The organism is Arthrobacter zhangbolii (assembly GCF_022869865.1).
In the GTDB taxonomy this organism is placed as follows: domain Bacteria; phylum Actinomycetota; class Actinomycetes; order Actinomycetales; family Micrococcaceae; genus Arthrobacter_B; species Arthrobacter_B zhangbolii.
In genome coordinates this window covers 1,198,847-1,225,755 of record NZ_CP094984.1, presented here as the reverse complement: position 1 = coordinate 1,225,755, position 26,909 = coordinate 1,198,847, and the positions used below count along the sequence as shown (strand labels likewise).

The 26,909-nt window shown below is 65.1% G+C and carries 21 protein-coding genes, 2 tRNA genes and 1 riboswitch; of the genes, 5 read left to right on the top strand and 18 right to left on the bottom strand.

The genetic code is table 11. The annotated features are described in order from the left end of the window. Positions 1 to 24 precede the first annotated feature (24 nt). From MUK71_RS05675 to dusB, 10 genes are all read right to left on the bottom strand, one after another. The gene (locus MUK71_RS05675; protein ID WP_227904363.1) at positions 25 to 819 is read right to left on the bottom strand and encodes a phage holin family protein; all 795 of its coding nucleotides are present in this window, start codon (positions 817 to 819) and stop codon (positions 25 to 27) included. 101 nt (positions 820 to 920) lie between these two features. Continuing rightward, positions 921 to 2,357 carry a sugar porter family MFS transporter gene (locus MUK71_RS05670; protein ID WP_227928974.1) on the bottom strand — a complete coding sequence of 479 codons (1,437 nt, stop codon included), beginning with the start codon at positions 2,355 to 2,357 and terminating at the stop codon, positions 921 to 923. Between the two features lie 316 nt (positions 2,358 to 2,673). Continuing rightward, positions 2,674 to 3,858 carry an NAD(P)-dependent malic enzyme gene (locus MUK71_RS05665; protein WP_227929049.1) on the bottom strand — a complete coding sequence of 395 codons (1,185 nt, stop codon included), beginning with the start codon at positions 3,856 to 3,858 and terminating at the stop codon, positions 2,674 to 2,676. A 294-nt stretch (positions 3,859 to 4,152) separates the two neighbouring features. Further along, entirely contained in the window at positions 4,153 to 5,526 is a 1,374-nt protein-coding gene (locus tag MUK71_RS05660; protein ID WP_227928973.1) for a cation:dicarboxylate symporter family transporter, read from the bottom strand. Between the two features lie 142 nt (positions 5,527 to 5,668). Then, positions 5,669 to 5,744, bottom strand: a tRNA-Asn gene (locus MUK71_RS05655). A 267-nt stretch (positions 5,745 to 6,011) separates the two neighbouring features. Beyond that, a tRNA-Asn gene (locus MUK71_RS05650) sits at positions 6,012 to 6,084 on the bottom strand. 72 nt (positions 6,085 to 6,156) lie between these two features. Beyond that, positions 6,157 to 8,187, bottom strand: a complete 2,031-nt coding sequence (gene dnaG, locus MUK71_RS05645) for a DNA primase (RefSeq protein ID WP_227928972.1) — start codon at positions 8,185 to 8,187, stop codon at positions 6,157 to 6,159. Positions 8,188 to 8,296: 109 nt separating this feature from the next. Further along, the gene (locus MUK71_RS05640) at positions 8,297 to 12,016 is read right to left on the bottom strand and encodes a thioester domain-containing protein (RefSeq protein WP_227928971.1); all 3,720 of its coding nucleotides are present in this window, start codon (positions 12,014 to 12,016) and stop codon (positions 8,297 to 8,299) included. A 139-nt stretch (positions 12,017 to 12,155) separates the two neighbouring features. Then, a complete protein-coding gene (locus tag MUK71_RS05635) occupies positions 12,156 to 13,439 on the bottom strand; it encodes a deoxyguanosinetriphosphate triphosphohydrolase (RefSeq protein WP_227928970.1) in 1,284 nt (427 codons plus the stop codon). Between the two features lie 8 nt (positions 13,440 to 13,447). Then, positions 13,448 to 14,620 (bottom strand): tRNA dihydrouridine synthase DusB, encoded by a 1,173-nt coding sequence (dusB, locus tag MUK71_RS05630; protein ID WP_227928969.1) that lies wholly within the window; start codon positions 14,618 to 14,620, stop codon positions 13,448 to 13,450. A gap of 167 nt (positions 14,621 to 14,787) precedes the next feature. Here dusB and MUK71_RS05625 point away from each other — a divergent pair, with 167 nt between their 5' ends. Both MUK71_RS05625 and MUK71_RS05620 read left to right on the top strand, forming a co-directional pair. Continuing rightward, on the top strand, positions 14,788 to 16,242 hold the full coding sequence (locus tag MUK71_RS05625; RefSeq protein WP_227928968.1) for a short-chain fatty acid transporter: 1,455 nt from the start codon (positions 14,788 to 14,790) through the stop codon (positions 16,240 to 16,242). 95 nt (positions 16,243 to 16,337) lie between these two features. Then, positions 16,338 to 16,922: a TetR/AcrR family transcriptional regulator gene (locus tag MUK71_RS05620; protein ID WP_227928967.1), complete on the top strand. Its 585-nt coding sequence runs from the start codon at positions 16,338 to 16,340 to the stop codon at positions 16,920 to 16,922. 72 nt (positions 16,923 to 16,994) lie between these two features. Here the strand turns inward: MUK71_RS05620 and MUK71_RS05615 are convergent, their stop codons facing one another. From MUK71_RS05615 to MUK71_RS05605, 3 genes are all read right to left on the bottom strand, one after another. After that, positions 16,995 to 17,900, bottom strand: coding sequence for a GNAT family N-acetyltransferase (locus MUK71_RS05615; protein WP_227904354.1), 906 nt, complete (start codon positions 17,898 to 17,900; stop codon positions 16,995 to 16,997). Next, on the bottom strand, positions 17,900 to 19,288 hold the full coding sequence (locus tag MUK71_RS05610) for a glycine--tRNA ligase (RefSeq protein WP_227904353.1): 1,389 nt from the start codon (positions 19,286 to 19,288) through the stop codon (positions 17,900 to 17,902). Before MUK71_RS05610 ends, MUK71_RS05615 begins: the two co-directional genes overlap by 1 nt. Before the next feature lie 224 nt (positions 19,289 to 19,512). Continuing rightward, positions 19,513 to 20,499 (bottom strand): DMT family transporter, encoded by a 987-nt coding sequence (locus MUK71_RS05605; RefSeq protein WP_227904352.1) that lies wholly within the window; start codon positions 20,497 to 20,499, stop codon positions 19,513 to 19,515. A gap of 165 nt (positions 20,500 to 20,664) precedes the next feature. On the opposite strand from MUK71_RS05605, the gene MUK71_RS05600 reads away from it, so the two are divergent. Beyond that, the gene (locus MUK71_RS05600; RefSeq protein WP_227904351.1) at positions 20,665 to 20,895 is read left to right on the top strand and encodes an RNA-binding S4 domain-containing protein; all 231 of its coding nucleotides are present in this window, start codon (positions 20,665 to 20,667) and stop codon (positions 20,893 to 20,895) included. 21 nt (positions 20,896 to 20,916) lie between these two features. Here MUK71_RS05600 and MUK71_RS05595 read toward each other — a convergent pair whose 3' ends face one another. Further along, positions 20,917 to 21,570 (bottom strand): alpha/beta hydrolase, encoded by a 654-nt coding sequence (locus MUK71_RS05595; RefSeq protein WP_227904350.1) that lies wholly within the window; start codon positions 21,568 to 21,570, stop codon positions 20,917 to 20,919. 120 nt (positions 21,571 to 21,690) lie between these two features. Between MUK71_RS05595 and MUK71_RS05590 the strand changes: the two genes are divergently transcribed. Continuing rightward, complete coding sequence (locus tag MUK71_RS05590; protein ID WP_227904584.1) at positions 21,691 to 22,524, top strand: SGNH/GDSL hydrolase family protein; 834 nt, start codon at positions 21,691 to 21,693, stop codon at positions 22,522 to 22,524. Here MUK71_RS05590 and MUK71_RS05585 read toward each other — a convergent pair. The 4 genes from MUK71_RS05585 to MUK71_RS05570 all read right to left on the bottom strand — a co-directional run bounded on the left by MUK71_RS05585 (position 22,521) and on the right by MUK71_RS05570 (position 25,894). Beyond that, positions 22,521 to 22,874, bottom strand: coding sequence for a hypothetical protein (locus MUK71_RS05585; protein ID WP_227928966.1), 354 nt, complete (start codon positions 22,872 to 22,874; stop codon positions 22,521 to 22,523). The genes MUK71_RS05590 and MUK71_RS05585 overlap by 4 nt on opposite strands. A gap of 36 nt (positions 22,875 to 22,910) precedes the next feature. Next, complete coding sequence (locus MUK71_RS05580) at positions 22,911 to 23,336, bottom strand: SRPBCC family protein (RefSeq protein ID WP_227904348.1); 426 nt, start codon at positions 23,334 to 23,336, stop codon at positions 22,911 to 22,913. 107 nt (positions 23,337 to 23,443) lie between these two features. Beyond that, positions 23,444 to 24,568, bottom strand: coding sequence for a homoserine O-acetyltransferase MetX (gene metX / locus MUK71_RS05575; protein ID WP_423724617.1), 1,125 nt, complete (start codon positions 24,566 to 24,568; stop codon positions 23,444 to 23,446). A gap of 9 nt (positions 24,569 to 24,577) precedes the next feature. Next, entirely contained in the window at positions 24,578 to 25,894 is a 1,317-nt protein-coding gene (locus MUK71_RS05570) for a bifunctional o-acetylhomoserine/o-acetylserine sulfhydrylase (protein WP_227928965.1), read from the bottom strand. 79 nt (positions 25,895 to 25,973) lie between these two features. Beyond that, positions 25,974 to 26,090: riboswitch (SAM riboswitch) on the bottom strand. 161 nt (positions 26,091 to 26,251) lie between these two features. Here MUK71_RS05570 and MUK71_RS05565 point away from each other — a divergent pair. Beyond that, positions 26,252 to 26,902 (top strand): VOC family protein, encoded by a 651-nt coding sequence (locus tag MUK71_RS05565; RefSeq protein WP_227904582.1) that lies wholly within the window; start codon positions 26,252 to 26,254, stop codon positions 26,900 to 26,902. Positions 26,903 to 26,909: the final 7 nt, after the last annotated feature.

Genomic DNA, 26,909 nt, shown 5'->3' with positions numbered 1-26,909 from the left:
TTCAAAAAGATGTACGAGTACAGCTTACTTTTGGGCGAGCCGGCGGAACATTATGACCATGGCGAGCAGGGAAGCGCCCATGACCGCCAGCGGCTGCCAGCGTTCCCTGATCATGGCCAGTACATCGTCTGCCTGCCCGGAGCCGGAACCGGCGCCGGTGTTGGCGGTGGAGCGGGAGCCTGCCGCACGGCGGGACTTCAGCTCCTGGATACGGGCCTTGACGTCCACCTTTTCGCCCAGTCCGTCACGGACTGCGGCAAGGTGTTCGCGCCGCTGGCGTGCACGGGTCCGCAGTTCCTCAGGGGTCGGCTGCTTCGGGCCTTCAGGCTTGTCAGCCTTCTCCGCCTTTTTGTCCTTCTTCTCCTTCGGTTCCTTGGGCTTGTCCAAGGTGGCCGGATCGAAGCGGCGGCCTTCCTTCAGTACGCCGACGTCGTAGCGCAGTCCGCGGATGGCCTCTTCGGGCAGCAGCGGCAGGGTCTTCTTGAAACGGCTGAAGCCGATCAGGCCTGCAATTGCCGCGATCACGAGGAAGAATGCGGCGACCAGGAGTGCCGCCAGCCAGCCGGGCATGACCAGCGACAGGGCAAGGATGCCTGCCACCAGCAGCGAAATGGCCAGGGCTGCGAGCAGCACGAGGGCCACCACCATAAGAGCCGCGGCGATGCCCGCCTTAATGCCCTTCTGTTTCATTTCCGCAGTGGCGAGGGCAAACTCGTCATTCAACTGGCGCGGCGTCAGGCGAGCCATGACCTTTGCCAGCCCCACCAGCGAAGAGCTCCCCGCCGTTCGCTGTGTCCGAGTGCTAGCAGAGCGGTTCATGCGCCCAGCCTCCGTCCCCTGTTCAGTGTTCACCGTAGCCATAACCCCAAATTACCATTCTCCTCAGTGTTCTCAGCCTGCTCATCTGTATCAGCCGCCGGTCAGGACGCCTCAAGGCCCTCACGGTCCTCAAGCTCGCGGCCGGAGAGTTCGGGAAGCTTGGTTTTCACGAACCAGAAGGACAGCACCGCAAATGCGGTAAAGATGCCGTACATGATCCACACCCCGAAGTTATCGCTTACCCACGGGAAGGCAAGGGTGACGATGAAGTTGAAGATCCAGTTGACCATGGCCCCCAGCCCGAGGGCGAGGGATCGGATGTTGTTGGGGAATACTTCGCCCAGGGTGACCCACATGACCGGCCCCCAGGTGGCGGCGAAGAAGACCACGAACAGGTTCGCACCCACCAGGGCCACCGGGCCCCAGATGCCCGGCAGCGAAACTTCCCCGGCAACGTCCTCGGCCTGGAAGAAGGACACGGTGGCAGCGAGCAGGCCCACGAACATACCGGCGGAACCGATCATCAGCAGCTTGCGCCGTCCGATGCGGTCCACGAAGGCGATGGCAACCAGGGTCATCACCACGTTGACCACGGAGGTGATGACCGACGTCGTAAATGAATCGCTTTCGCTGAAGCCCACAGACTTCCACAGAGTGGTGGAGTAGTAGAAGATCGCGTTGATGCCAACCAGCTGCTGGAAGGCGGCAATGGCCATGCCTACCCAGAGGATCGGCTGCAGGCCGAACTTCGGACCGCGCAGGTCATGGAAGGTCGGTTTGGGGCTCTTGAAGCTTTCCCGGATCTCCCGGATTTTCCGGTCAGTGTCCGTCACCCCGGAGATGCTGCTGAGTACCGTTGCCGCCTCGGCGTCGCGGTTGCGGCGGACCAGGAACTGCGGGGATTCGGGGATGGTCAGTGCCAGCACACCGTAGACAATTGCCGGGAGAACGCCCACCAGGAGCATCCAGCGCCAGGCAGCCAGTCCCCACCACAGTTCCCCAAGGGCGCTGCCTGCGCTGTTGGCCAGGAACGCGTCGGAAAGCAGTGCGGCAAAAATACCGATGGTGATGGCCAGCTGCTGCACGGAGCCCAGGGCGCCGCGCCACTTGGCCGGGGCAACTTCTGCAATGTAGCCCGGGGCGATGACGGATGCGGTACCAATGGCGAGGCCGCCGATCAGGCGCCAGAGCATCAGGTCCCACTCGGAGAAGGCGAAGGCTGAACCAACGGAGTTGGCGGCAAACAGCACGGCGGCGCCCACCATCACCAGCTTGCGTCCGAGCCGATCCGCCAGCTGTCCGGCAAACCATGCGCCGACGGCACAGCCCAGCAGAGTGATGGCAACGGTGAAGCCGAGGATGCCCGGGCTAAGCGTGAACTCTTCACCAATGGCATCCACTGCACCATTGATAACCGCGGTATCGAACCCGAAGAGCAAACCACCCACAGCGGCAGCGACGGTAACGCCGATAACCTTTCCGGGGTGGGCTATCCGTTCGGATCCGCCCTGATTAGGTCCTGGCTGAGTCGCGCCCATCGACCGTTCCTCGATTTCTGTCCGTTAGCTGCGTACGTGTGACTGGTGTCAAAACACTTAAGCCTACGCACAACACTAAGCATGCTTGTTCAAGCACGGTAGCCGAAGGGGGCGAACGACGGCGCATCAGGACTAACGATCCGCCTTCCAGCGGGTGCCCGGCCCGGAAAACCGGGTATTTTACGTGCGGCGGGAGCGGGCGCCGTACGTAAAAAAGCAATCCGGATCACATTCCGCGGAGGCCTTCCAGGGCCGGCCGGCCGCCGGGACGGCGGTTCCGGCTTGCCGGTGAAAGTGCGGGCCTGGCCGGCTGACGCTAGGCGGTGGCGGCTGCAGCGACGGCTGCAGCCACCGCCGGGGCGACCCGCGGATCCAGCGGGCTGGGCACGATGTACTCCGCCGTCAGATCTTCACCCACCAGGTCCGCAATGGCGGTGGCTGCGGCCACCTTCATCGCCGCCGTGATCCGGCGGGCACCGCTGTCCAGCGCACCGCGGAACACGCCGGGGAAAGCGAGCACGTTGTTGATCTGGTTCGGGAAATCGCTGCGTCCGGTTGCAACGACGGCGGCATAGCGCCGGGCGGTTTCCGGATGCACTTCGGGATCCGGGTTGGACAGGGCGAAAATGACGGCTTCGGGAGCCATGCCGGCAAGGATGTCTTCAGCGACAGTGCCCGAAGACACCCCGATAAACACATCTGCATCCTGCAGTGCTTCGGCCGCACCCCCGGCCACCCCACGCGGGTTTGTCCGCGCTGCCAGATCAGCTTTGACGCTGGTCAGGTCGGTACGCGCGGAACCCACCACACCCTTGGAGTCCAGCACCACGACGTCGGGTATCCCCGCTTCGAGCAGGATGTTCGCGCAGGCGACACCGGCAGCCCCCGCTCCGGAAATCACCACGCGCAGTCCGGCAAGCTCACGTCCGGTTACCCGTGCAGCGTTCCGCAGGGCAGCAAGCACCACAATGGCGGTTCCGTGCTGGTCATCGTGCATAACCGGGCAATCCAGTGCTTCAATCAGGCGCTGCTCAAGCTCGAAGCAGCGCGGCGCCGAAATGTCTTCCAGGTTCACCGCCCCGTAGCTGGGCCGCAGGCGGACCAGTGTTTCGATGATTTCATCCACGTTGGTGGTGTCCAGCACCAGGGGAATCGAGTTCAGGCCGCCGAAAGTGCGGAATAGTGCGGATTTTCCCTCCATAACGGGCAGGGAAGCCGCGGGGCCAATGTCCCCCAGTCCCAGCACAGCCGTGCCGTCGCTGACCACAACCACCAGGCGTGAGGCCCAGGTATGCGAGGCAGCGAGTTCGGGTTCAGCTGCGATGGCGCGGCTGACCTGCGCAACACCGGGCGTGTAAGCAATGGAGAGCGCCCGCTTGGAGTCCAGCGGAAGCCGGGTTTCCACCGAAAGCTTCCCGCCTTCGTGCGCGGAAAATATCTCGTCGGTAGTGATCGGTTCAGTGTTCGATGCGCTGGCGTGGGTGGGGTTGCCGTCCATCATGGTGGGGGCCGTTTCAGTAGTGGACATAGCGGTGCTCCTGCTGTTGGTTCCTATGGAAGGTCCGCTGGCTGCCCTTCGGATACACGGGCACGCTGGCAACGGATACCGGGAGCCTTAGGGCTCCGGGCCAGAGGCAACAGGATGGGATGCCTTTTCCACCCGGAGAGGCGGAGGTCCGGTGATGCCGGGACCGCCCTGCCGGGTGCGATTAGTGAAAGTGTAAACGCACGGCACGGCCTGCGGGCAAGTCCGGCACGCCCGGGCCTGCCTAAAAGACACCTGTGCGTCGAAGGGTTACGGGAGCTTTGCGGAAGAAGCCCGCTCAGCCGCCGCCGGTTCTTCCTCCGTATGCAGAGCAAGACCCGCGGGCACCGCTGTTCCGTGTCCGGCGAACGCCTCCAGCATTGCCTGCCGGTCCAGCTGCCCTTCCCACTTAGCCACGACAAACGTCGCCACGCAGTTTCCCAACAGGTTCACCACCACCCGCATGGAATCCATCAGCCGGTCCGCGCCGAGGAGCAGGGCAACGCCGGCCACAGGGAACAGCCCCAGGGCAGCTGCCGTGGCGGAGAGGGCCAGGAAGGATGAGCCGGGAACCCCTGCCATGCCTTTGGACGTCAGGAGCAGAATCCCCAAAGCGCCAAGCTGCTGTTCGAAACTGAGGTCGATGTTGAAGGCCTGTGCCAGGAACACGACCGAAATGGACAGATAAATGGCCGCGCCGTCCAGGTTGAAGGAGTATCCGGTGGGGATGACCAGGCCGGTGGTTGCGCGCGAGCATCCGGCGTTGGTCAGTTTGGTCATGATCCTCGGCATCACGGACTCCGTGGATGCGGTCCCGAGGGCAAGGAGGAACTCTTCCCGGGTGTACTTAATGAACTGCCAGAGCGGCACCCCGGCGAAAACCCGGGCGATCACAAACAGGACACCGATGAAGAGCAGGGCAGCGCCATAGCAGGCGGCAATGAGTTTGGCGTAGGTGCCCAGTGTTGAAAGGCCGTACTGGCCGATGATGAAGGCCATCGCACCAAAGGCACCGATGGGGGCCAGCCGCATGATCCAGGACATCACCTTGAAAATAATCTCCAGGGTCCCTTCCATCACCCGCAGGACCGGTTCGCAGGTCTCTCGCCCGATAACCACGGCTGCCGCGCCAAAAAAGACTGAGAAGAAAAGAACCTGCAACAGGGAATTGGATGCGAAAGCGTCAAAGACGCTGACCGGAATGATATTCAGGATAAATTCGGCCGGCGATGCCACTTCGGCTGAGGTTTTTGCATCCAGGTCCGACGTGTCCAGGCCGGACGGGTCAATGTTCAGCCCCGCGCCCGGCCGGACCACGTTGCCCACCACCATCCCGAAGAGGAGGGCGAAGCTGGACGCGGCCAGGAAGTAGGCAAGTGCCTTCACGCCGACGCGCCCCACTGCCTTCACATCGCTGATCCGGGCGATACCGGTGACAATCACCAGGAAGATCAAAGGCGCAATGATCATTTTAATCAGCCGGATAAAGCCGTCACCCAGGACTTTGAAGGCAGCACCGACATCCGGCCAGACATACCCCACAACCACACCCAGGATTACGGCAATAAGCAATTGCACAAATAACGATTTGTAAATCTTCGAGTGAAGGAATGTAGGGCGTTTCGGACTTATCGGCTCTGTCATGGCTCCACCCTAGGAAGCGGGGGTTTCGCGGGTGTTTCCGCTGTGCAACACCTGACTACATGTAGCGGCCGCCGGGAACCGGGCCGGCCGGCCAAACAAAAAGGGCCTGCATCCGGCAGAAACCCGGATGCAGACCCTTTGCTGGCTCCCCCGACTGGACTCGAACCAGTAACCCTTCGATTAACAGTCGAATGCTCTGCCAATTGAGCTACGGGGGAAAGCGGCGTCCTCAACTATACAGCAAGTTTGCGGTGCTAACGAACCAGCAGCCGCCGCCGCTCCGGTGGAACAGGCACAGACGGCCAGCGCAGCCTTCGTCGCGGCGGTGGCGACAGGAGGGGCCCGAACCAAAAGCCGGGGCCGGGCGGAGCCACGGGGCCGCCTTCCCCTGCCAGTCCCAGGACAGGATAAGCGGACGGACCGCCTGTCCGGGCATAAAAGAAGCCCCTGACCTGCGGTAATGCAGGTCAGGGGCTTCCTGTTTGCTCCCCCGACTGGACTCGAACCAGTAACCCTTCGATTAACAGTCGAATGCTCTGCCAATTGAGCTACGGGGGAAAGCGGCAGGTTTTACTTTACAGAGATTTCCCGCCGAAACGAAATCGGCGCCCTGCCGTCAGGCTCGCCGAGCTACTGGTCTCCCCGCAGGGCCCTGCGCTGCATCTCCAGTTCCATCAGCTCCCGGTTCAGCTGGTGGAAAAGCTCCGGATCGGCGTTGGGATCCAGGCGCTGCAGCTGACCGAGCTTCTCAGCCTTCAAGTGCGTCACCTGCAGCTCGAAGAGCCGGTTCAGGATGTCCCTGCAGTACAGGAACAAAGCATCGGCATCGCGCGCCGGCAGCGGTGTCACGGCAAGCTCGCTCACAAAACCGCGCAGTGCGTCCGGCAGCTCCTGCCGCACGCGCTCCACCCAGGCCGCCGGGGCGGTTCCGGCGTCGCCGGCGGCACGAATGGCATCATGGACCGCAACGTAGGCCGGCACAGTGAATCTGGCCGCTTTGAACCGCTCCCACTGGCCGGCGTCGAGCAGGCCGGGCTGCTGCAGGGCCACTTCCAATGCCTGGCGCTCCATCCGCGCGGCGGGGTCATTGGGGTCCGGACGGCTGTAGGCGGGCGGTGCGGCGTCGGGGACAGCTTCCTGCCGGCCGTATTGCTGCTGGCCGTACTCCTGCCGGCTGTGGTCCTGCCGGCCGTATTGCTGCTGGCCGCCGCGCTGCTGCCGGTCCTGCTGCTGGCCATACGGGGGCCTGCCCTGCTGTGCACCGTCCTGCCGGCGCTGGCCGGTGGACGGCTGCCCGGAAGGACTGTTGGCGGTCCCGGCGGCATGCTGGCGCTTGGACGCGGCGTTGACTGCCCGGGTGACGTCGTCGACGTCGGTACCCAGCCAGCCTGCCAGCTCGCGGGCGTAGGCCGGACGCATCGCGGGGTCTCTGATGTCCGCCACCACCGGGGCTGCCGCCCGCAGCGCCGAAATGCGGCCTTCAACGGTGTTCAGGTCGAATTTGCGCAGCGTGGATCGGATGGCGAATTCGAACAGCGGCCGGCGCGAATGGATCAGCTCGGCCACGGCGGCGTCGCCGTGAGTCTGGCGGATGTCGCAGGGATCCATGCCGTTGGGGTCCACAGCAACGTAGGTTTGCGCGGTAAAGCGCTGGTCCTCCTCAAAGGCACGCAGGGCGGCTTTCTGCCCGGCGGCGTCGCCGTCGAAAGTGAAGATCACCTCTCCCCCGGTGCCGTCGTCGGAAAGCAGACGCCGGGCAATTTTGATGTGGTCGGTGCCAAAGGCGGTACCACACGTGGCGACGGCGGTGGTGATCCCGGCCAGATGGCAGGCCATCACATCGGTGTACCCCTCCACCACCACTATCTGCCGGGTTTTGGCGATGTCGCGTTTGGCCAGGTCGATGCCGTACAGCACTTGGGACTTCTTGTAGAGCGGGGTCTCGGGAGTGTTCAGGTATTTGGGCCCCTGGTCATCCTCGTAGAGCTTCCGGGCACCGAAGCCGATAACGGATCCGGTGAGGTCGCGGATGGGCCAGATGAGCCGGCCGCGGAACCGGTCATAGAACCGGGAGGCATCCGATCCGGTGGAGAACATGCCGGTCTCGGCCAGCTCGGCACGGGTGAAGCCCTTGCCCGTAAGGTGTTTCAGCAGCGAGTCCCAGCCCTGCGGGGCGTATCCGACACCGAAGTGTTCGGCAGCGGCGGGGTCGAAACCGCGCTCCTGGAGGAAACTGCGGGCAGCGGCGGCACCCTGCGTGCCCAACTGGCTCCGGAAGAACTCCGCAGCCACCTTGTGGGCGTCCAGCAGGCGCTGGCGTTTACCCACATCCTCACGCCGGGGCCCGGTGCCGCCGTCCTCGTAGTGCAGTTCGTAGCCGAGCCGTGCCGCAAGCTTTTCCACCGTCTCAGAGAAGGAACCGTGGTCCATTTTCTGCACGAAGGAGATGACGTCGCCGCTCTCCCCGCAACCGAAGCAGTGGTAGGTACCCACCTGTGGCCGTACATGGAAGGACGGCGAGCGCTCGTCATGGAAGGGGCACAGACCCTTGAAGGACCCAAGCCCCGCCGATTTGAGGGTTACATAACCGTCGACCACGGCTTTGATGTCCGTGCGCAGCCGCACTTCATCGATGTCTTCACGCTTGATCAGTCCGGCCATACCTCCCAGTCTATTCTTCCCCGCCGACGCCGCGCTGTCGGGGCCCGCACAGAGAGGATCCCGTGCAGCCGTCGGGCCGCACGGGATCCTTCTGAACAGCTACTCCCCTTTACTCCTGAGGTTTAGCCTCTTCCTCCGCGCTGCCTGACCTGCGGCGGCTGACCGCCATGGCAAGTCCTCCTGCCAGCAGCAGCCCGGCACCGGCGTAGAGCCAGCCGAGGGCACCGTTGGCACCTGTGGACGGAAGGTTGGGGCGGTCCGGCCCGGCCGGGGCGGGAGCCGGCTGCGGTTTCGGCTGCACCACAGGTGCGTAGGTATTGGTAACGGTTGCTTCTGCCCCGCCACCGGCAGGAATGGTTACCGGATCCGGCAGGTCCGCCACCACAGTGACGGTGCTGCTTTCCCCGCCCGCTGTTTCGGCAACCGTGCACTCGGTTCCGGTGGGCAGGCCCTCAAAGCCGGTGCTGACGTCGCCCTGTGATCCTGCCGGAATACTGACCGTCTCATCCAGGACCGTTCCCTCCGGACCGCACTGGACCCGCAGCACAACCTCGCCCTGGCGGCCGGCTGCTTCTCCGGTGATCACCTTGGTCACCACCAGGGTTCCCGGGGTGAACGAGTACGTGTTGGTGACAGTGGCGGTGACGGTTTGCGCAGCCAGGACTGTGACCGGCTCCGCCGCCTCCGTGGTCACGGAAACTTCGGTGGTTGCTCCGGTGGCCGTTTCAGTGACAGCGCATTCCGTGCCCACCGGCAGGTCCTCGAACGTAGTGGTTACGTTCTCCTCAGTGCCTGCCGCAATGGTCACCGTTTCATTCAGTACCGATCCGTCCGGTCCGCAGGTGACCTGCAGGACAACCTCGCCCTGCTGGCCGACCGCCTCGCCGGCGAAGGCCTTGGTCACCGCCAGGGCGCCGGGCACGAAACTGTACGTGTTGGTGACTGTCACTTCCGCACCGCCTGCGGCCGGGATGGTGACCGGGTCCGTAATGACGGTTTCCACGGATACCGTTGTTGTGGCTCCGTTCTCCGTTTCAGTGACGGTGCATTCCGTGCCGGCGGGCAGGTCCTCGAAATTCCGGGTCACTGTCTCGGCAGTTCCGGCGGGGATGGTCACGGTTTCATCCAGGACCGACCCGTCCGGGCCGCAGGTCACCTGCAGCACCACCTCGCCCTGCTCTCCTGCGGCCTCGCCGGCAAACTCCTTGGTGACTGCCAGCGTTCCGGGGGTGAAGGTGTAGGTATTGGTCACCGTGGCGTCCTGGATGCCACCGGGAGTGATGGTGACCTCTGCCGGCAGGTCGGTGCTGACCTGGACAAACTCGGTGGCCCCTGTGACCGGTTCAGTAATGGCACAGCTGGCGCCCGCTGGAATATTTAGGAACTGCGCCCCTACCTCGCCGGTCTCGCCGGCCGGGATCTGGGAGGTTTCGAAGAAGACCGTTTCGCCGCCCAGGGTGCACAGGACGTCAACTTCCACGGCGTCCTGGTTTCCCGCCGCCTCACCTGCGATCACCTTCGTCACCCGCAGGAGCCCCGGGTTTTGGCTGTAGGTATCCGTCACAGTTGCCGTGGCGGTGGCACCTGCGGCGATGGTCACGGAATCGGGCAGATCCACCACCACGCCTATTTCGGTGCTCTCGCCGGTGACGGGTTCGGTGACCGCGCAGCTCGCCCCTTCCGGGATCCCCGTGAGGGTGCCTGCCGGAACAGTTCCGGTGGTGCCGGCTGTGACGGTGAAGCTTCCCTCTGCGACAACCGCGCTCTCCAGGGTGCAGGTCACCTCAAGGGTGACCTCGCCCTGCTGGCCCGCTCCCGGGCCGGCAATGCTCTTGTTCACCAGCAGTGCCCCCGGGTTCACCGTGTACGTGTCCGTGACCGTGACCTCCACGCCGTCGCCCGCGGGGATGGTTATTGCTCCCCCGGCCGGATCGATCACCGTGCTGACGCTGACCTCCGTGGTGGCACCGTCGGCGGTCTCCGTGACCGTGCAGGTGGTCCCGGCGGGAAGCCCCGAGATTTCCTCCGTGGTGGGTTCGGTGGTGCCGGCCGGAATGGTGATGGTTCGGCTAGCGCCGGAACTGCAGGTGACCTGCAGGGTGACCACACCCTGTCGCCCGGCCCCGGCCCCGGTGATGTCCTTGCGCACCGCAAGGGTCCCTGGGTTGAACGTGTAGGTGTTGGTCAGTGCGGCAGTAACGCTGCCTGTCGGCGGAACGACGACGGTCCCCTCGCCTTCGACAGTGACCGCCACGGCAGTGCTCTCACCCCTGGCGGTTTCCGTCACCGCACAGCTGGAGCCTACGGCGATGTTGGGGAATTCCGCTGCCTCCGGCGTAAGCGTCCCCTCAGGGATAGTCACCGTTTCATTCAGTACCGTGGCGCCGTCCAGAGTGCAGACCACGGAGATCGTCACCTCGCCCTGGGCGCCGGCTGCCTCTCCGGTATTGGTTTTGGTAACCACCAGTGTCCCGGAGGTGAAAGTGTACGTGTCCGTAACGGTCGCCGTCGCCGCGGTACCCGAGGGGATGGTCACTGCCGTGGGCACAATGGTTGTGCTGACCGCGACACTTGCATTGGTGCCGTCGGTGGGCTCGGCGATGGTGCAGACCGTTCCGGCCGGGATGTCGTTGAAGGTCTCCGACGGCGTCCCGGTGGAACCGGCGGGGATATTGAACGTGAACTGGTATCCGGGCCCGCAGTCTATGCTGATGACCACCGCGTCCTGGCTGCCGGCGGCCGGTCCCTCAATCGACTTGGTAACCGTCAGGGACCCCACCTCGAAGAAGCTTGCCGTGGCACTGGCTGCGGAACTCAGTTCGCGGGTGTCCGCCAGGATCAGTTTCTGGGCGGCGTCCACTCCCGGTGTCGCGCCGTCGTAGAGGTACACGCTCCCCGTGGGAACGGTCACCACCGCCCGTGCACTGATGGATGCCGGACCGGTGCCGCCGGTCTCGCTCCGTACCCAGACCTGAGTGCCGCTGGCCACCGGGTTGGTAAGCGGGATGGTTCCTGCGGCGTCCGCAAAAAGTCCAAAGCCGTCGTCGACAGTCACGGTGATTTCATCAGCTTCAGAGGTCACCGTGTATGGTCCGGCCACTCCGGTGACCGCTGCTTCTGCCGTGGCGGGGGTAATCGAAATGTCCGGGGCGTCCGGTTCCTCAAGCGGCCCGGCCGCGATAGTGGAGTTCACGATCGATGCGACGGTGGAATAGAGGTTGTTGTTCGGATTGACCACGTAGCCGTCGGTAAAGAACCAGATGGCCGCCTGCACCGCCGCTGCCTTCGTGTTGTTGTTCGTGCCGGGCGGCAGGTTGGTACTCGGATAGTAGGTATTCAGGATCCGGTTCACATATCCGATGTTCGGGACGTTGGACTCGTCCCAGGTCCCGTTTTCATACCCAATGCCAACACGGGTCTCCGTCCGCAGATCGATGCAGTACATCTGCGCGGTGGTGGTCCCGTCCACTTCCTGGGTATTGATAACCCCCGCAAAACCGACAGTCTCGGACTCGTAGCCGGGTGGAATGGAGGCGGGATAAGCATTGATGGGCCAGGTGGTCCCGGCCGGCGGCAGCGCCCCGGGGACGTTCCGGCGCCCTTCGCCAAGGGAGGTGATCACAATGTCGGTTCCGGCGTCGGAGGCCGGAAGCTCGTTGCGCGTCGGTTCCGGATCCACGGCCGCCCGGGCCGGTGCTGCCAACGGGACCGCCATCAGAAGCAGGCCCATAAGGAACACCAGGGCGCTCCGAAAACGGGGGCTACGGATCCAGGCAGCGGATCCGAATCGGTGGCGGGGACGGTTTACGCGGGATTGCTGGCGGCTCATCAGGATCCTCAGGTGCGCTCGTTCGGCCGGCATCCCCCGGGAGTGACCCGGGAGACTGTGAACGCCACACGCTAACGGTCGGTGCCGTCCCCTGCCAGAGAGCAGCCCGAAAAACGCTCATTCAGCCCACACACCGCTCCTACCAGAGCGCCGGAACCGGCCCCACCAGCCGTTCGTGCAGTGCCAGTGCCGAACCGTCCGTCAGCGAGGCGACCTGGTCAACAACCACGCGCAGCCGGGCGCCGTCGTCGGCTGCATCCCGCCAATCGGCGGCGAACATCGGCTCGAGGTGCCGATCCCCGGTGGCGGACAGCTGGGCGACCAAGGCAGTGAGGATTTCACGCTGGCGTTCGTACAGCGGCTGGCGCTGGTCGGTGGTCATCACGAAGGTGGTGGCCAGTCCCTTCATCACGGCGATTTCCAGTGTCGTATCCTCCGGCACCACCATTTCCGCGTTGTACCGTGTCAGCGGGTCGGTGCCGTAGATGACGCGGGTGGCTTCCAGTGCGCTGTTGCAGAACCGGCCGATCAGCTGGCTGGTCATGTCCTTCAGGGCAGCCATGGACTTGCGGCTGCCATCGGACTCGCGCACCCAGACTGCTGTGGCCTCGAGGCGGGCAAGAGCTGCTTCGATGGCGGCCGCGTCAACGCCGGGCAGGTACCACTGCTGGGTGTAACCCACCACGCGGGCCCGCTGGTCCGGATTGTCCAGCCACTTGAGCTGCACATGGCCGGCGACGATGGCGTCCTCCACGTCATGCACGGAGTAGGAAATATCATCGGCCAGGTCCATGACCTGGGCTTCGAGGCAGGAGCGGCCGGCCGGAGCGCCGTCGCGCAGCCAGGTAAAGACCGGCAGGTCATCCTCGTAGACGCCGAACTTGGTGGTCCGGTGCCCGTTGACCAGCGGCGCGTCGGTGATGGACCACGGGTATTTGCAGGCGGCATCCAGGCTGGCCCGGGTCAGGTTCAGGCCGGCCGGGGTGCCGTCCGGGGCAATGATCTTCGGTTCCAGCCGGGTGAGCAGGCGCAGCGTCTGGGCATTGCCCTCGAAACCGCCGATCGCGTGCGCAATGTCGTTCAGGGCGGTTTCCCCGTTGTGCCCGAAGGGCGGGTGCCCCAGGTCATGCGAGAGGCAGGCCGCGTCGACGACGTCGGGATCACAGCCCAGCGCGTTGCCCAGCTCGCGTCCCACCTGCGCCACTTCCAGGCTGTGCGTCAGGCGGGTGCGTACAAAGTCATCCGTGTCCGGGGCAACCACCTGCGTTTTGGCGCCCAGCCGGCGCAGTGCGGAGGAATGCAGCACGCGGGCACGGTCACGGCCGAACTGGGTTCGGTTGGTGTTTTTCGCCGGTTCCGTAACCCAGCGGGACAGATCGACTTCTGTATAGCCTGCGGTGGAGACTGCCTGCGGGAAACTCATGGGTTGCTTTAGCCGCCTGATACGTCGAGTTCGGCTGCCGAAATGATGGCCTTCTGGGCGGCGTTCAGTTCCCGCCCGTCCAGCCAGCCTTCCGGCAGAGCTGTCTTTTTTGGTGTGCCGGCCCGTCCGCGCGGCCCCTCGGCGTCTGTGCCGGGGTACGGAGCTTCGGGATCGAGCTGGTCCAGCAGTTCACGGAGCACCGCCAGGGACGGCACCGTGGCCAGTTTAGCGCGGAGGTCTCCGCCCACTACGTAGCCCTTGAAGTACCACGCCATGTGCTTGCGGATGTCCCGCAGGGCAATCACTTCATCGCCGAAGGTTTCCACCAGCAGCTCGGCGTGCCGGTAGACACTGTCCGAGACCTGCTTCAAGCCCGGCCGGTGCCGTTCGGCACTGCCTTCGAAGGCTGCTTCGAGGTCGCCGAACAGCCACGGGCGGCCCTGGCACCCGCGGCCGATGACGACGCCGTCCACACCGGTTTCGCGCACCATGCGGATGGCGTCCTCGGCGGACCAGATGTCGCCGTTGCCCAGCACCGGCATATCCGGCAGGGCTTCGCGCAGTTCCGCGATGGCGGACCAGTCGGCCTTGCCGGAGTAGAACTGCGAGGCGGTGCGGCCATGGAGGGTCACCGCGGCCACACCCGAATCCCGGGCGATCTTCCCGGCATCCAGGAAGGTCAGGTGGTCCTCGTCAATACCCTTGCGCATCTTGATGGTCAGCGGGACGTTGCCGCGGGAGGCCTCCTTCACGGCGGTCTGCACAATGGCGGTGAACAGGTCCAGCTTCCAGGGCAGGGCCGAGCCGCCGCCCTTGCGGGTGACCTTGGGAACGGGGCAGCCGAAGTTCAGGTCAATGTGGTCGGCGCGGTCCTCCTCCACCAGCAGGCGGACGGCAGCACCGACGGTCTTGGGGTCCACACCGTAGAGCTGGACGGAACGCACTTTTTCGTCGTCGTCGTGCTTGATGATCCGCATAGATTCCGGCGAACGTTCCACCAGGGCGCGGGAGGTGACCATTTCGGTCACGTACAACCCGCCGCCGTATTCACGGCAGAGCCGGCGGAACGCCTTGTTGGTGATGCCGGCCATGGGTGCCAGGATCACCGGCGTGTCCACGGTGATCGGGCCTAGTTGCAGCGGGGGAAGCTCGAGCTTGAGTTCCGGAGATAAAACAGTCACTCCCCTATTCTCGCAAGCCGGTGCAAATCCTGTCCTGCCCGGCCCGTGAGGGAAATTGACACGATTCCCTGCACACCCTAGCGTGCAGGTGACCTGCATCACTTTTCCGGCTTTCGCACCGCCGCCCATCGGTTTCACTGTCGCAACCGAAGATACGAGGTTTCCCCATGACCACCGCTGCCCCAAGTACCGCTGCCCCTGCCGAGAAAGGCCTGGCCCGTGTTGCCCAGGTCATGGCGCGCTGGACGGAAAAATGGTTTCCGGATGCCTACGTCTTTGCCTTGGGCGGTGTGGTTATTGTCGCCCTCGCGGCACTGCTCAACGGCTCCTCACCGCAGGCGGTGGTTGATTCCTTCGGCAACGGCTTCTGGGACCTGACCGCATTCACGCTGCAGATGGCCATGGTGGTGCTGACGGGTTACACAGTGGCCACGTCCCCGCCGGTGGCCCGGCTGATCGCCCGGCTTGCCCTGGTTCCGCAAACCGCCGCCACAGCGGTGAGCTTTGTGGCGTTCCTGTCCATGTCCGTTTCGTTCCTGAACTGGGGACTCAGCCTTGTCTTCGGCGGCCTGCTGGCCCGGGCCATTGCCCGCAGGCAGGATATGCGGGTGGATTACCGGGCACTGGGCGCTGCGGCGTTTATGGGGCTTGGCGCCGTGTGGGCACTGGGGCTCTCCTCCTCCGCAGCTCAACTGCAGGCGACGACGGCCTCAATCCCGCCGGCATTGCTGCAGGTCACCGGCGTGCTGGACTTCGGCAAGACCATCTTCACCTGGCAGTCCCTGCTGACCTGCGCCATCCTGATTGTCCTCACCACCCTAATCGCCCACTTCTCCGCCCCGCGCGGGCTGGCCATCCGCACGGCGCAGGACCTGGATGTGGACCTCAACGACGCCCCGGAGCCTGCAGCCAAGCGGGAGCGTCCGGGCGAATGGCTGGAATACAGCCGCATCCTGCCCGCGCTGCTGGGCCTGCTGACCGTCGGCTGGCTGATCTCACAATTCGTCAGCAAACCGTTCCTGAGTGTCATCTCGAGCCTGAACGGATACCTTTTGGTTTTCCTGATGCTGGGCTTGGTGCTGCACGGTACTCCGCGCAAGTTCCTGCAGGCCGTCACCAAGGCTGTTCCCGCCACAGCCGGGATCCTGGTGCAGTTCCCGCTGTACGCCGCGATGGCCGCCATCCTCACCAAGGCTGAGGGAGCCAACGGGATGACCATCTCCTCGCACCTGGCCGAGTTCTTCACCAGCATTGGTTCCGGCGGCGGCTTTGCCGTGATCATCGCCATTTACACCGCAATTCTGGGCATTTTTGTCCCTTCCGGCGGCGGAAAATGGCTGGTGGAGGCACCCTACGTCATGCAGTCCGCCACCGACGTGCAAATGAATCTTGGCTGGACTGTACAGATCTACAACGTTGCCGAGGCACTGCCAAACCTGATCAACCCGTTCTTTATGCTCCCCCTGCTCGCCGTGTTGAAGCTCCGGGCGAGGGACCTGGTGGGATTCACCTTCCTGCAGTTCACCATCCATCTGCCCATAGTGCTGCTGCTGGTCTGGCTCCTGGGCATGACTTTCACCTTCGAACCGCCCGTCATCCCGGCGGAAGCACCCGCCCCCTGACGGAGCCAGGCATCACCGGGCGCCGGGACCTGCCGCGGCGGCATCTAAGATCAGAGGGAGAGAGTTTTCCATCGGTTCTAAGGACGTATTGCCGCATGCCACGCGAATCCGGTACCAAGCGGGCCATTCTGGACGCCGCGCTGGAACTTGCTGCAGCCAACGGCATTTCCGGCACCACCATGGATGACGTTGCCGAACGCGCCGGGGTGGCCAAGGGCAGCCTCTACTACAACTTTTCCGCGAAGGACAAGCTCTTCGAAACCCTCCTGCTCGAAGGCGTGGGCGCACTGACGCAGTGCCTGCGCACGGCACGCAGCGGTCTGGAAGGGTGGACTGCCATTGAGTCCATGGTGCGGGCGCTGCTGGAGCTGCTTTCCGAGAACCGGGCGCTGGCCAAGCTGATGGCCGCGGAAATCCTGCGGACCGACCGCACCTGGCAGCACTCCCTGCATCTGCTCCGGCAGGAGGCGCTGGCCGAATTTGTTGAACCAATCCGGCAGACCGGCGGCTGGAATGCGGTGGACGCCGGTGGGCCGGACCGCCTGACCCTGATTGCCGGCAGTGTTTTCGGGGCAACCTTGATGGGGGCCCTGGACTGGCTGGTCTTTGATCCGGAGAGGCCCGTCGAGGACGTGGCCTCGTCCGTGCTTTATGCACTGTCCGGGCGGCTGAATACCTGACGCTCCCTGGCATGCAAAAGAGGCGGCTCGCACCGTGAATACCGTGCCGGAACCGCCTCTTTGTTGAGCGCCCTAGTCGCTGAGGATCAGCGTCTCGCTGCCCGCCTGCCGGGCAACACCCGCCCTGATCAGTGGTTCCAGCGCGCGGACCACGGCGGTCATGGATTCATCCACTTCCAGCTGGACCGGGTACTGGTAGGCCAGCATCGCGATCAGTGACTCGACCGCGGCCTGCGCCTCGGCGTCGTCCAGCTCCGTGTCATAGCCCACCAGCACATCGGCCGGCTCGTCGGTGCGTTCCTGCGTGTAGCTCACCGCGAAGGCTGCGATCTTTCCGCCGTCCTTCTTCGGCTTATCCCGCAGGACAATGGCTCCGGCCGCGCCGGTTGCCTCGTTGAGCAGCATTTGCTGGGCCTTGCCCAGGCTCATTTCGGCGCGGTCCCAGCCGTGGACCGCGTTGTAGAACGCGGTAACCGCCTGCGTGAGTTCCACCGATCCGGTGGCTGCCTCGTCCAGCTGGGGACCGTCGTCGTTGAAGACGGGCAGCTTGAGCTTGCCCGGCTCCACCACAATCACGGCGGACCGCTGGATCGGGGAAAGCCCGGCGGCCTCGGCGAAGGCGGCGGCCGGGGTTCCCGGCTCCACCTTGGCCCGCAGCTTCCGGACGCCCGACGGCGCGGCTTCGGCTTCCTTGCGCAACATATCCAGCAGGGTGGTGCCCAGTCCGGTGCGCCGGTTTTCCCGGGCCACCTCCACGTAGGCCCAGAGCCGGTCCGGGTGCAGGCTGGTCTCGTAGACCACCCCGGCCGCTACCGGAATTCCGTCATCCTCGGCCACAATGCAGCGGCTCCACGGCTCATCCGAGGAGGGCCGCAGGACGGCACGGAACTGCCCGGCCTGCACCCCTTCCGGATCGCCCCAGAGCTGGTTCAGCTTGAGGTCGTCGTCTTCGCGCCATTCGCGGAACGTCAAAGCCATTACGCGCCGATCAGCCTTTCCGCGAGGTAGCCCTCAACCTTGTCCAGGCTCACCCGCTCCTGGGCCATCGTGTCGCGTTCGCGCACGGTGACGGCCTGATCCTCGAGGGTGTCAAAGTCCACGGTGATGCAGAACGGGGTGCCGATCTCGTCCTGGCGGCGGTAGCGGCGGCCAATGGCACCGGCGTCGTCGAAGTCGATGTTCCAGTTCCGGCGCAGCTGCGCGGCGAGGTCCTTGGCCTTGGGCGAGAGGTCCTCGTTGCGGCTCAGCGGCAGTACGGCGGCCTTGACCGGGGCCAGGCGCGGGTCCAGCTTCAGCACGGTGCGCTTGTCCACGCCGCCCTTGGCGTTGGGGGCCTCATCCTCGGTGTAGGAATCCACCAGGAACGCCATGAAGGAGCGGGTCAGGCCGGCCGCGGGTTCAATCACGTACGGGGTGAAGCGCTCGTTGGTGGCCTGGTTGAAGTAGCTCAGGTCCGTGCCGGAGTGCTTGGAGTGCGTGCCGAGGTCAAAGTCGGTGCGGTTGGCGATGCCTTCGAGCTCGCCCCACTCGCTGCCCTGGAAACCGAAGCGGTATTCGACGTCGGTGGTGCCCTTGGAGTAGTGGCTGAGCTTTTCCAGCGGGTGTTCGAACAGGCGCAGGTTCTCCGGGTCGATGCCCAGGTTCACGTACCAGTTAAACCGGTTTTCGATCCAGTACTTGTGCCATTCCTCGTCCGTGCCCGGCTCGACGAAGAATTCCATTTCCATCTGCTCGAACTCACGGGTGCGGAAGATGAAGTTGCCCGGGGTGATTTCGTTGCGGAAGCTCTTTCCGATCTGGCCGATGCCGAACGGCGGCTTCTTGCGCGAGGTGGTCAGCACGTTGTTGAAGTTCACGAAGATGCCCTGTGCCGTCTCCGGGCGCAGGTAGTGCATGCCTTCTTCATTGGCCACCGGACCAAGGAAGGTCTTGAGCAGGCCGGAGAATTCCTGCGGCTCGGTCCACTGGCCCTTGGTGCCGCAGTTGGCGCAGGCAATGTCGGCCAGGCCGTTCTCCGGGGCGTGGCCCTTCTTTTCCTCGTATGCCTCCTCGAGGTGGTCTGCACGGTAACGCTTGTGGCAGCTCAGGCACTCCACCAGCGGATCGGAGAAGACCTCCACGTGTCCGGAGGCCTCCCAGACCTGGCGCGGCAGGATCACGGCGGAGTCCAGGCCGACGACGTCGTCGCGGCCGCGGACCATGTGCTGCCACCACTGCTTCTTGATGTTTTCCTTGAGCTCGACACCCAGGGGGCCGTAATCCCATGCGGACCGCGACCCGCCGTAAATCTCACCCGACTGGAAGACAAACCCCCTGCGCTTGGCCAGGGAGATGATGGGATCCAGCTTGGATTTGGTCGAAGCCATGGAATGGTACCGCCGTTCTTTTCGTGTCGCGCAGGCCGCTGGGTGCGGTCCGCTTCTGATCCCTGCCACGCGTGTCCCCGCTCGAATGAACGTCCGGGAGCCTGTGGAGGGCAAAACCTATAGATACCAGCTTAAGGTCACGACCGTAAAAGCCCGCTACCGGTGCCGGATCAGCCTGTTCGGCTGTCTCTACCGCTGTGGCCCCTGCTGTTAACAGGCAATCCTTAGCGCGGTGTTCTGGAGCGCCACGGGCGTGCGCCGGGCATATTCCATGGCAGGGTTGCCACCACGATGGCCAGCAGCGTGAGCAGCGTTCCGAGCACGGTGGCTGCGACCACGGTGGACCCGGGTGCCGGGAACACGATGTCCAGCAGCAGGGAGCCGATCAGCTGTCCGCCGATCAGGCCCAGGCTGGTCAGCAGGACGCCCAGGCTGCGCACCAGCAGGGCGCCCACGCCGATGAAAACGCAGCCCAGCGGTCCGCCCAGGTAGAGCCACCATTCTGTGGGCAGCGGGTTTCCCAGCCCGGAGACCGCTACTTTGATGCCCCAGAGCACTGCCAGCAGGACGGTGCCGGAGATGAAGTTCACCAGGGTCGCCGTGATCGGCGTGCCGTAATGCATTCCGGTGGTGCCGTTCATGGCCTGCTGGAAACTCATCAGCATGCCGGCGGTCAGGGGCAGCAGCACCGGCAGCAGCCATTCAGAGGGCTCTGTCCCGGCGCCCAGTTTCGGACTGACTGCCCACGCCACGGCGGCGATGGTCAGCACTGCGCCCACCACGCGCATGATGGTCAGCGCCTTCTTCCCCGCCGGCCCGATCCCGAGCCGGTCCACCACGAGTCCGGTCAGCGTCTGTCCTGCGACGGTGGCCACTGTAAACACAGCCACGCCGAGAACCGCCACGGTGAGGGTCTGCGACAGGACGAAGTACCCGCCGATCATTCCGGCCAGCACGTAATAACGCGGGAAACGCCGTTCCCTCAGGGCGGGAATCAGCTGGCCTGCGCCGGCACGTCCGCGCGGGAGGGCCGCACTGATCACCACCATCACCACAAGCCCGACGATAAAGCTGATGAGCGCGGCGCCAAGGCCGTCGCCCAGGCGTTCGCCCAGGGCACCGTTGACACGGGCCTGGGAGGGAATGGCGACGCCGGCAAGCAGGGACAGGGGCAGACCGATCAGCGGGGACATCCGCACAGCATTTGGCACCCGACCACCCTACCGTTGCCTCCCGCCGTCCCCGGCGCCGCCATGCCGCAGCCGGCGCATCGGCGCCGGGCGGCAGGGGCGCATCGGCGCCGGGCGGCAGGGGTGCTGCGCCGGGCGGCAGGGGTGCTGCGCCGGGCGGCAGCCGAAGTCGGGCAGAATGGAGGCATGAGTTCTACCGAGGCCCAAGACCTGCCCATCCGTGACGACATGATCCGCCTGGGCCAACTGCTCAAGCTCGCCAATCTGGCAGAGGACGGCATCCATGCCAAACAGCTCATCGAGGACGGGCTGGTGAAGGTAAACGGCGAGATCGAAGAGCGCCGCGGCCGCCAGCTGCACGCCGGCGACGAAGTTTCCGTGAACGGCGAGACGGTCCGGATTACCCGCGAAGGCTGATGTCCCGCCCCGGCGGCCCGATCAGGCTTTCTGCGCGCCGCGCAGCACCGTGTGCGCCAGGAACTCCTTCACATGGCCCAGTTCCTGCATGTTGATGCCGTGGCCCATGTTTGAGTAAAGAATCTTGGTCAGAGCCGTGTGCCCGTTGAGCCAGGCATGCGTGTATTCGATCCGCTGCGGATCGATAACCGGGTCAGCCTGGTCCCGGCCCCAGAAGAACGGCACCTTGTGCTGCGCCAGCTCCCCGTCATGGAAGAACGGATTCTCCTCAGCGGGCACCACAAAACCGGAGAGGCCGACGACGGCGGCGAAGTCCTGCGGGCGGTGCCGCAGCAGGGTGGTGGCTACGGCCATGCCCATGGAAAATCCGAGCAGGCTCACACTGGAATGGGCGCCGCTGACGCCGTCGAGCCAGGCTGATACATCAGTCACGGAGTCCACCACGGATTCCACGCTGTAGTCGGCGTCGCTCATCAGCGGGAACCAGGTGTATCCCGGTCCCATGGCCTGCGGGGCCCGCACCGATGCGATGGTGAAGTCCTCCGGCAGATAGTCCGCCAGCCCCATAAGGTCCTCTTCGTTGGCCAGATACCCGTGGAACAGCACAAGGAGCGGCGTGCCGGCGCGTTCGGCTTCGGGCTTGGACCAGAGGACTACGGGATTCGGTTCAGTCATTTCCTTATTCTGGCACTTTTGGTCCCCGCGGCCGGAATGCGCAACCTACGGTCGCGTAGCCCGGACCCCGTTTGCGAGTATTGACCGGTGAGTACAAATTCGACACCGCATACCCCGGACATCCAGGCTGAATCTGCCACACCGGAGGTCCCGCCTCATCCTTGGAGCCGGTTCGTGGCACTCGGAGATTCCTTCACAGAGGGCATTGGGGATCCGAATCCTGACAGCCCCGGCGGGAACCGCGGCTGGGCGGACCGTGTAGCCGAGGAACTCGCGGCAGGACACCCGGACTTCGCTTACGCCAATCTCGCCATTCGCGGCCGGCTGCTGAACCAGATCATTGACGAACAGCTGGAACCTGCGCTGTCCCTGAAACCGGACCTCATCACCATCTGCGCCGGCGGCAACGACGTGATCAGGCCCGGAGGGGATCCGGACAAGCTCGCCGAACGCATGGACGGCGCCATCGCCAGGCTGCGCGGCACCGGGGCCACCGTGGTGCTGTTCACCGGCCCGGATTTGGGCAGCACGCCGGTTATCGGCAGCGTGCGTGGAAGGGTCGCCATCTACAACGAGAACCTGCGGACCGTGGCTGCACGGCATGATGCGGTAATCGCTGACATGTGGGCACTCCGAGAGCTGAGCGACGCGCAGATGTGGGCGCCGGACCGGCTGCACTTCTCACCGCTCGGACACCACACCATCGCCGCGATGGTCCTGGATACACTCAATGTCCCGCATACGCTCGAACCGCTGGAGAACAAGCCGCTGCCGCCCAAGAACTGGCGGACGGCCCGCTCCGAAGACCTGGTCTGGGCCCGGGAATTCCTGTTCCCGTGGGTGGTCCGCCGGGTACGGCATAAGTCTTCCGGTGACGGCATCTCCGCCAAGCGGCCGGACGCGGCGCCCATGTTCGGTGCCCCCATGCCCCTGGGCTCCGACACGGAAGACTAGTCCTGCGGTGCCGGGTCCTGACGACGCGTACTGCGGGCGGACCCGGGCCGCCGTCCCAGCCGGAACCCGCCCCAGAAGGCGGCGGCAACCAGGCCTGTGCCGATCAGCAGATAGCCCAGCTGCATTCTGCCGGTGAGCACCAGCAGGCTTCCGGGTCCCACGCCTGTTGCCTGCGTTCCTTCCTGCAGCGGAGCGTAGGAGAACCAGCCGAAGGACTCCGTTGTCCCGGTCGCGGCCAGCACTGCTCCGGTCAGCACCAGCACTCCGGCCACCAGCGGAAGCGCGGATGCCCTGAGGATCCGCGCTGCCCGGCCCGGACGGCGGTTGGAGGCATCCGCTGTTTCACTCATGGCGCCAAGGCTAACCTGCCCGCGCCTGATTCACGTTCACTTCTCCGCCTGCTCAATCAGGTTGGCCAGGTGAAACGCCCAGCCTTCGCGGTGCGCCTCGGAAAGTTCCGGGCCGGATTTCAGCCCGGAGAACCCGCTTTCGGTGACGGCGACGTCCGTCGCGCCCCCGCTGCCGCCGCCGTCGTCGTCGGCCGGGATCAGTTCAAAACTCACCACGGTGTGTGCCTCCCAGTCCGGGGCCGTCCACCGGAAGGAGAGCAGTTTCTCCGGGGCTACGGCCAGGACCGTTCCGCGTGAAATGTGTTCCACTCCGTCCTCCATCCAGCGCTCCTGCAGCGGGGCGCCGGGGTGGGGCGCGAAGTCCATGTCCGGCCACCAGGCGGCGCGGTTGTCCACGAGCGTGTGCCAGAGCACCTGCGGTGAGCACCGGGCACGTCCGGAAAGGTGGATGCGGTCTGTCATGGGAAGAGTTTTCGCCCGGACAGGACCCGTTGGCAAGGGAGGAATTCCGGTACCGAGCGTCCGCGGCAGGGATTGCCTCCGGCGGTGCCGGGCGTTCCACCGTTCCGCTAGGCGAAGAAGGCTGCCTGCAGCGGGCCGGCGATCTCCCGCACGTTGGTGAGGAAACCGTCGTGCCCTATCGGGGCGCGGATCAAATGCACCTGTGTGCCGCGCGGCAGCGCCGCAGCGAGGTCGGCCGATTGCTGTGGAAAGTAGAGGCGGTCTGATTCCACGGCAGCCACAAAGAATTCCGCCGTCGTCCGCGCCAGGGCCTGGCGCAGCGAGCCGCGCCCGCGGGCGACGTCGTGCCCCATCAGCGCTTCGGTCAGGACCAGGTAGGTATTGGCGTCGAAACGGCCGGCCAGCTTGCCGGCCTGGTGGTCGAGGTAGCTTTCGACGGCGTATCGGCCCCGTTCAGCGGGCAAAACGGCGCCGAAGGGGTTCTCGTCCTCCTGCGGGCTGCGCCCGAACCGGTATTCGAGCTCCGGTTCGGACCGGTAGGTAATGTGGGCGATCCGCCGGGCCAGGCCGAGGCCTGCCAGGGGCGGGTTCCCGTTGTAGTAATCGCCGCCGCTGAAGTCCGGGTCCAGCCGGATGGCGGCAATCTGCGCCTGCGCAAAGGCGATCTGTTCGGCGGTGCTGGCCGGGGTTGCCGCGATCACGGCACAGCGCTGCACCCGGTCCGGTTCCGTGGCCGCCCATTCCAGCGCCCGCGCCCCGCCCAGGGAGCCGCCCAGCACGGCATGCCAACGGGCTATGCCAAGGCGGTCCGCCAGCCGTGCCTCGGCCCGCACGGCGTCACGGATGGTAACCAGCGGGAACCGTGAGCCCCACGGCAGGCCCTGCGGGTCCAGCGAGGACGGGCCGGTGGAGCCGTAGCAGCCGCCGATCATATTCGCCGCGACCACGTAGAACCGATTGGTGTCCACGGGCCGGCCCGGCCCCACCAGCTCATCCCACCAGCCGGGCTCATCCGTGTGCCCGCGGGCCACATGGGTGCTTCCGGTGAGGGCGTGGGCCACAAACACGGCGTTGCTCGCGTCCGCGTTCAGCTGGCCCCACGTCTCATACCCGAGGACGACGTCGGGCAGGTATCCGCCGGTTTCCAGTTCAAGTCCGCCGATCGAGGCGAACCGCAGCACCCCGTCCACGGCGGTGGCGGGGTACTGCGGTGCAGAATGCCGAATAGTCACGGTGCCCCGTTACGCGCCCTTGGCGGCCCGGAAGCCGGCCTCGAGATCCGCGAGGATGTCGTCAATGTGCTCGATGCCCACGGAGAGCCGCACGAGCCCGGGGCTGACTCCGGCGGCGAGCTGCGCCTCGGCTCCCAGCTGGCTGTGCGTGGTGGAGGCCGGATGGATGACCAGCGAGCGCACGTCACCCACGTTGGCCACATGGGAGTGCAGTTCCAAACCATCCACGAACCGCTTGCCTGCTTCCACTCCCCCGGCAATCTCGAAGGACACAATGGCCCCCGTTCCGCGCGGGCCGTACTTGCGTCCGCGTTCGAACCACGGGCTCGACTCCAGGCCCGCGTACGCAACGGACAGGACGTCGTCGTGCGCCTCCAGCCAGTTGGCAACCTCGACGGCGTTGGCCACGTGCCGCTCCACCCGCAGGCTGAGGGTTTCCAGGCCCTGGGCAATAAGGAACGCGTTGAACGGTGAGACCGCCGAGCCGAGATCGCGCAGCAGCTGCACACGTGCCTTGAGGATGAAGGCCAGGTTGGCGCCAAGCGGGCTCCCGACCCCCAGGTCCCGGGCGTAGACCAGCCCGTTGTAGCTCTCATCCGGTGTGTTGAAGCCGGGGAACTTCTCCGGGTCCGCCGCGAAGTCGAAGTTCCCCGAATCCACGATGACGCCGGCAATGGAGGTGCCGTGCCCGCCGAGGTACTTGGTGGCCGAGTGCACCACAATGTCCGCACCCCATTCAATGGGGCGGATGAGGTACGGCGTGGCGAGCGTGTTGTCCACGATCAGCGGCACCCCGGCCTGGTGTGCCACGGCGCTGATGCCTTCAAGGTCCAGTACGTCCTGGCGCGGGTTGGACACCACCTCGCCGAAGAACGCCTTGGTGTTGGGCTGCACCGCGGTGCGCCACTGCTCCAGGTCATCCGGGTCCTGCACAAAGGTGGTCTCGATGCCGAACTTCTTCAGCGTGTGCTTTAACAGGTTGTACGTGCCGCCGTACAGGCTGGGGCTGGCCACAATGTGGTCACCGGCCTGGGCCACGTTCAGCAGGGCGAAGGTTTCCGCGGCCTGTCCCGAGGCCAGCAGCAGTGCGCCGACCCCGCCTTCCAGGGACGCGATCCGGTTCTCCACCGCTTCCTGGGTGGGGTTTCCGATCCGGGTGTAGATGGGTTCAAGATCGGCCAGGGCAAACCGGTTTGCGGCTGCCTCGGCGCTGGGAAAGACGAAGGACGATGTCTGGTAGATGGGCAGGGCGCGGGCGCCGGTGACGGCGTCGGGCTCCTGTCCTACGTGGATCTGACGGGTTTCAAAAGACCAATCTGCACTCATGATGCTCCCTCATTCCAGGGGCCGCACACTACCTTCGCGGGAACATCCGGGTACGCCGGATGTCCGGTGGGGTTTGTGGGACCCGCGCTTGCCGGACGCCCTTTTGGCGTGCGGCCAGGTCTTCACCCGGGGCACCCCACCGCGGTTGGAGGGTTGCCGGCCAGCAAGCCGGGGCTATCTGCTGGCACTCATGACCTGCACCCATAAAAACTGATCCGCTGAGGATGCGCAACCTTCGTGACTTTTCGTGAAAAAATAACCGGCCCCGTGTATAGATTTCGTGTCCTGAGGCAACTGGATTTCTTCTTAGGCTTCCCTTAGTCGAGACGGGCATCACAACGTGCCACAATGAGCCGCATGCGCTTGGACCATGTTTCTTATGCCTGTGAATCCGACGGTCTTTTGGCCACCACCGAGAGGATTGCTGCTGCTCTCGGAGCCGACTTCGTAAAGGGTGGCGTCCACCCCCGATTCGGTACCCGCAATATGATCCTGCCCCTGGCCAACAACCAATATGTGGAAGTTGTCGAGGTGCTCAACCACCCTGCCTCGGACAAGGCGCCCTTCGGGCAGGCCGTCCGCCAGCGCTCCGAATGCGGAGGCGGCTGGATGGGGTGGTGCGTTGCAGTCGATGACCTCTCGCCCTTCGAAGAACGCCTGGGCCGCCCGTCAGTGCCGGGCAACCGCAAATTCCCTGATGGCCAGGAACTCACCTGGCGCCAGATCGGCATCAACGGCCTGATCGCGGATCCCCAGGTGCCCTACCTGCTGCGCTGGGATGACGGCACCGAGGCACTGCACCCCTCCAATGCCCTGCCCGGGATGCCCGGTTCGGTGAAACTGAATTCGCTGACCATCGCCGGGTCGGCTGCCCGGGTCACTGACTGGCTGGGCCACCCGGTGGAGGCACCGCTGGAGGGCGTCGACGTCACCTGGATCGCTCCGGCCGGCACGCCCGGCATCATGTCGGTCACCTTCGACACCGCCAACGGCCGGGTGGAGATCTAGCTCCGGG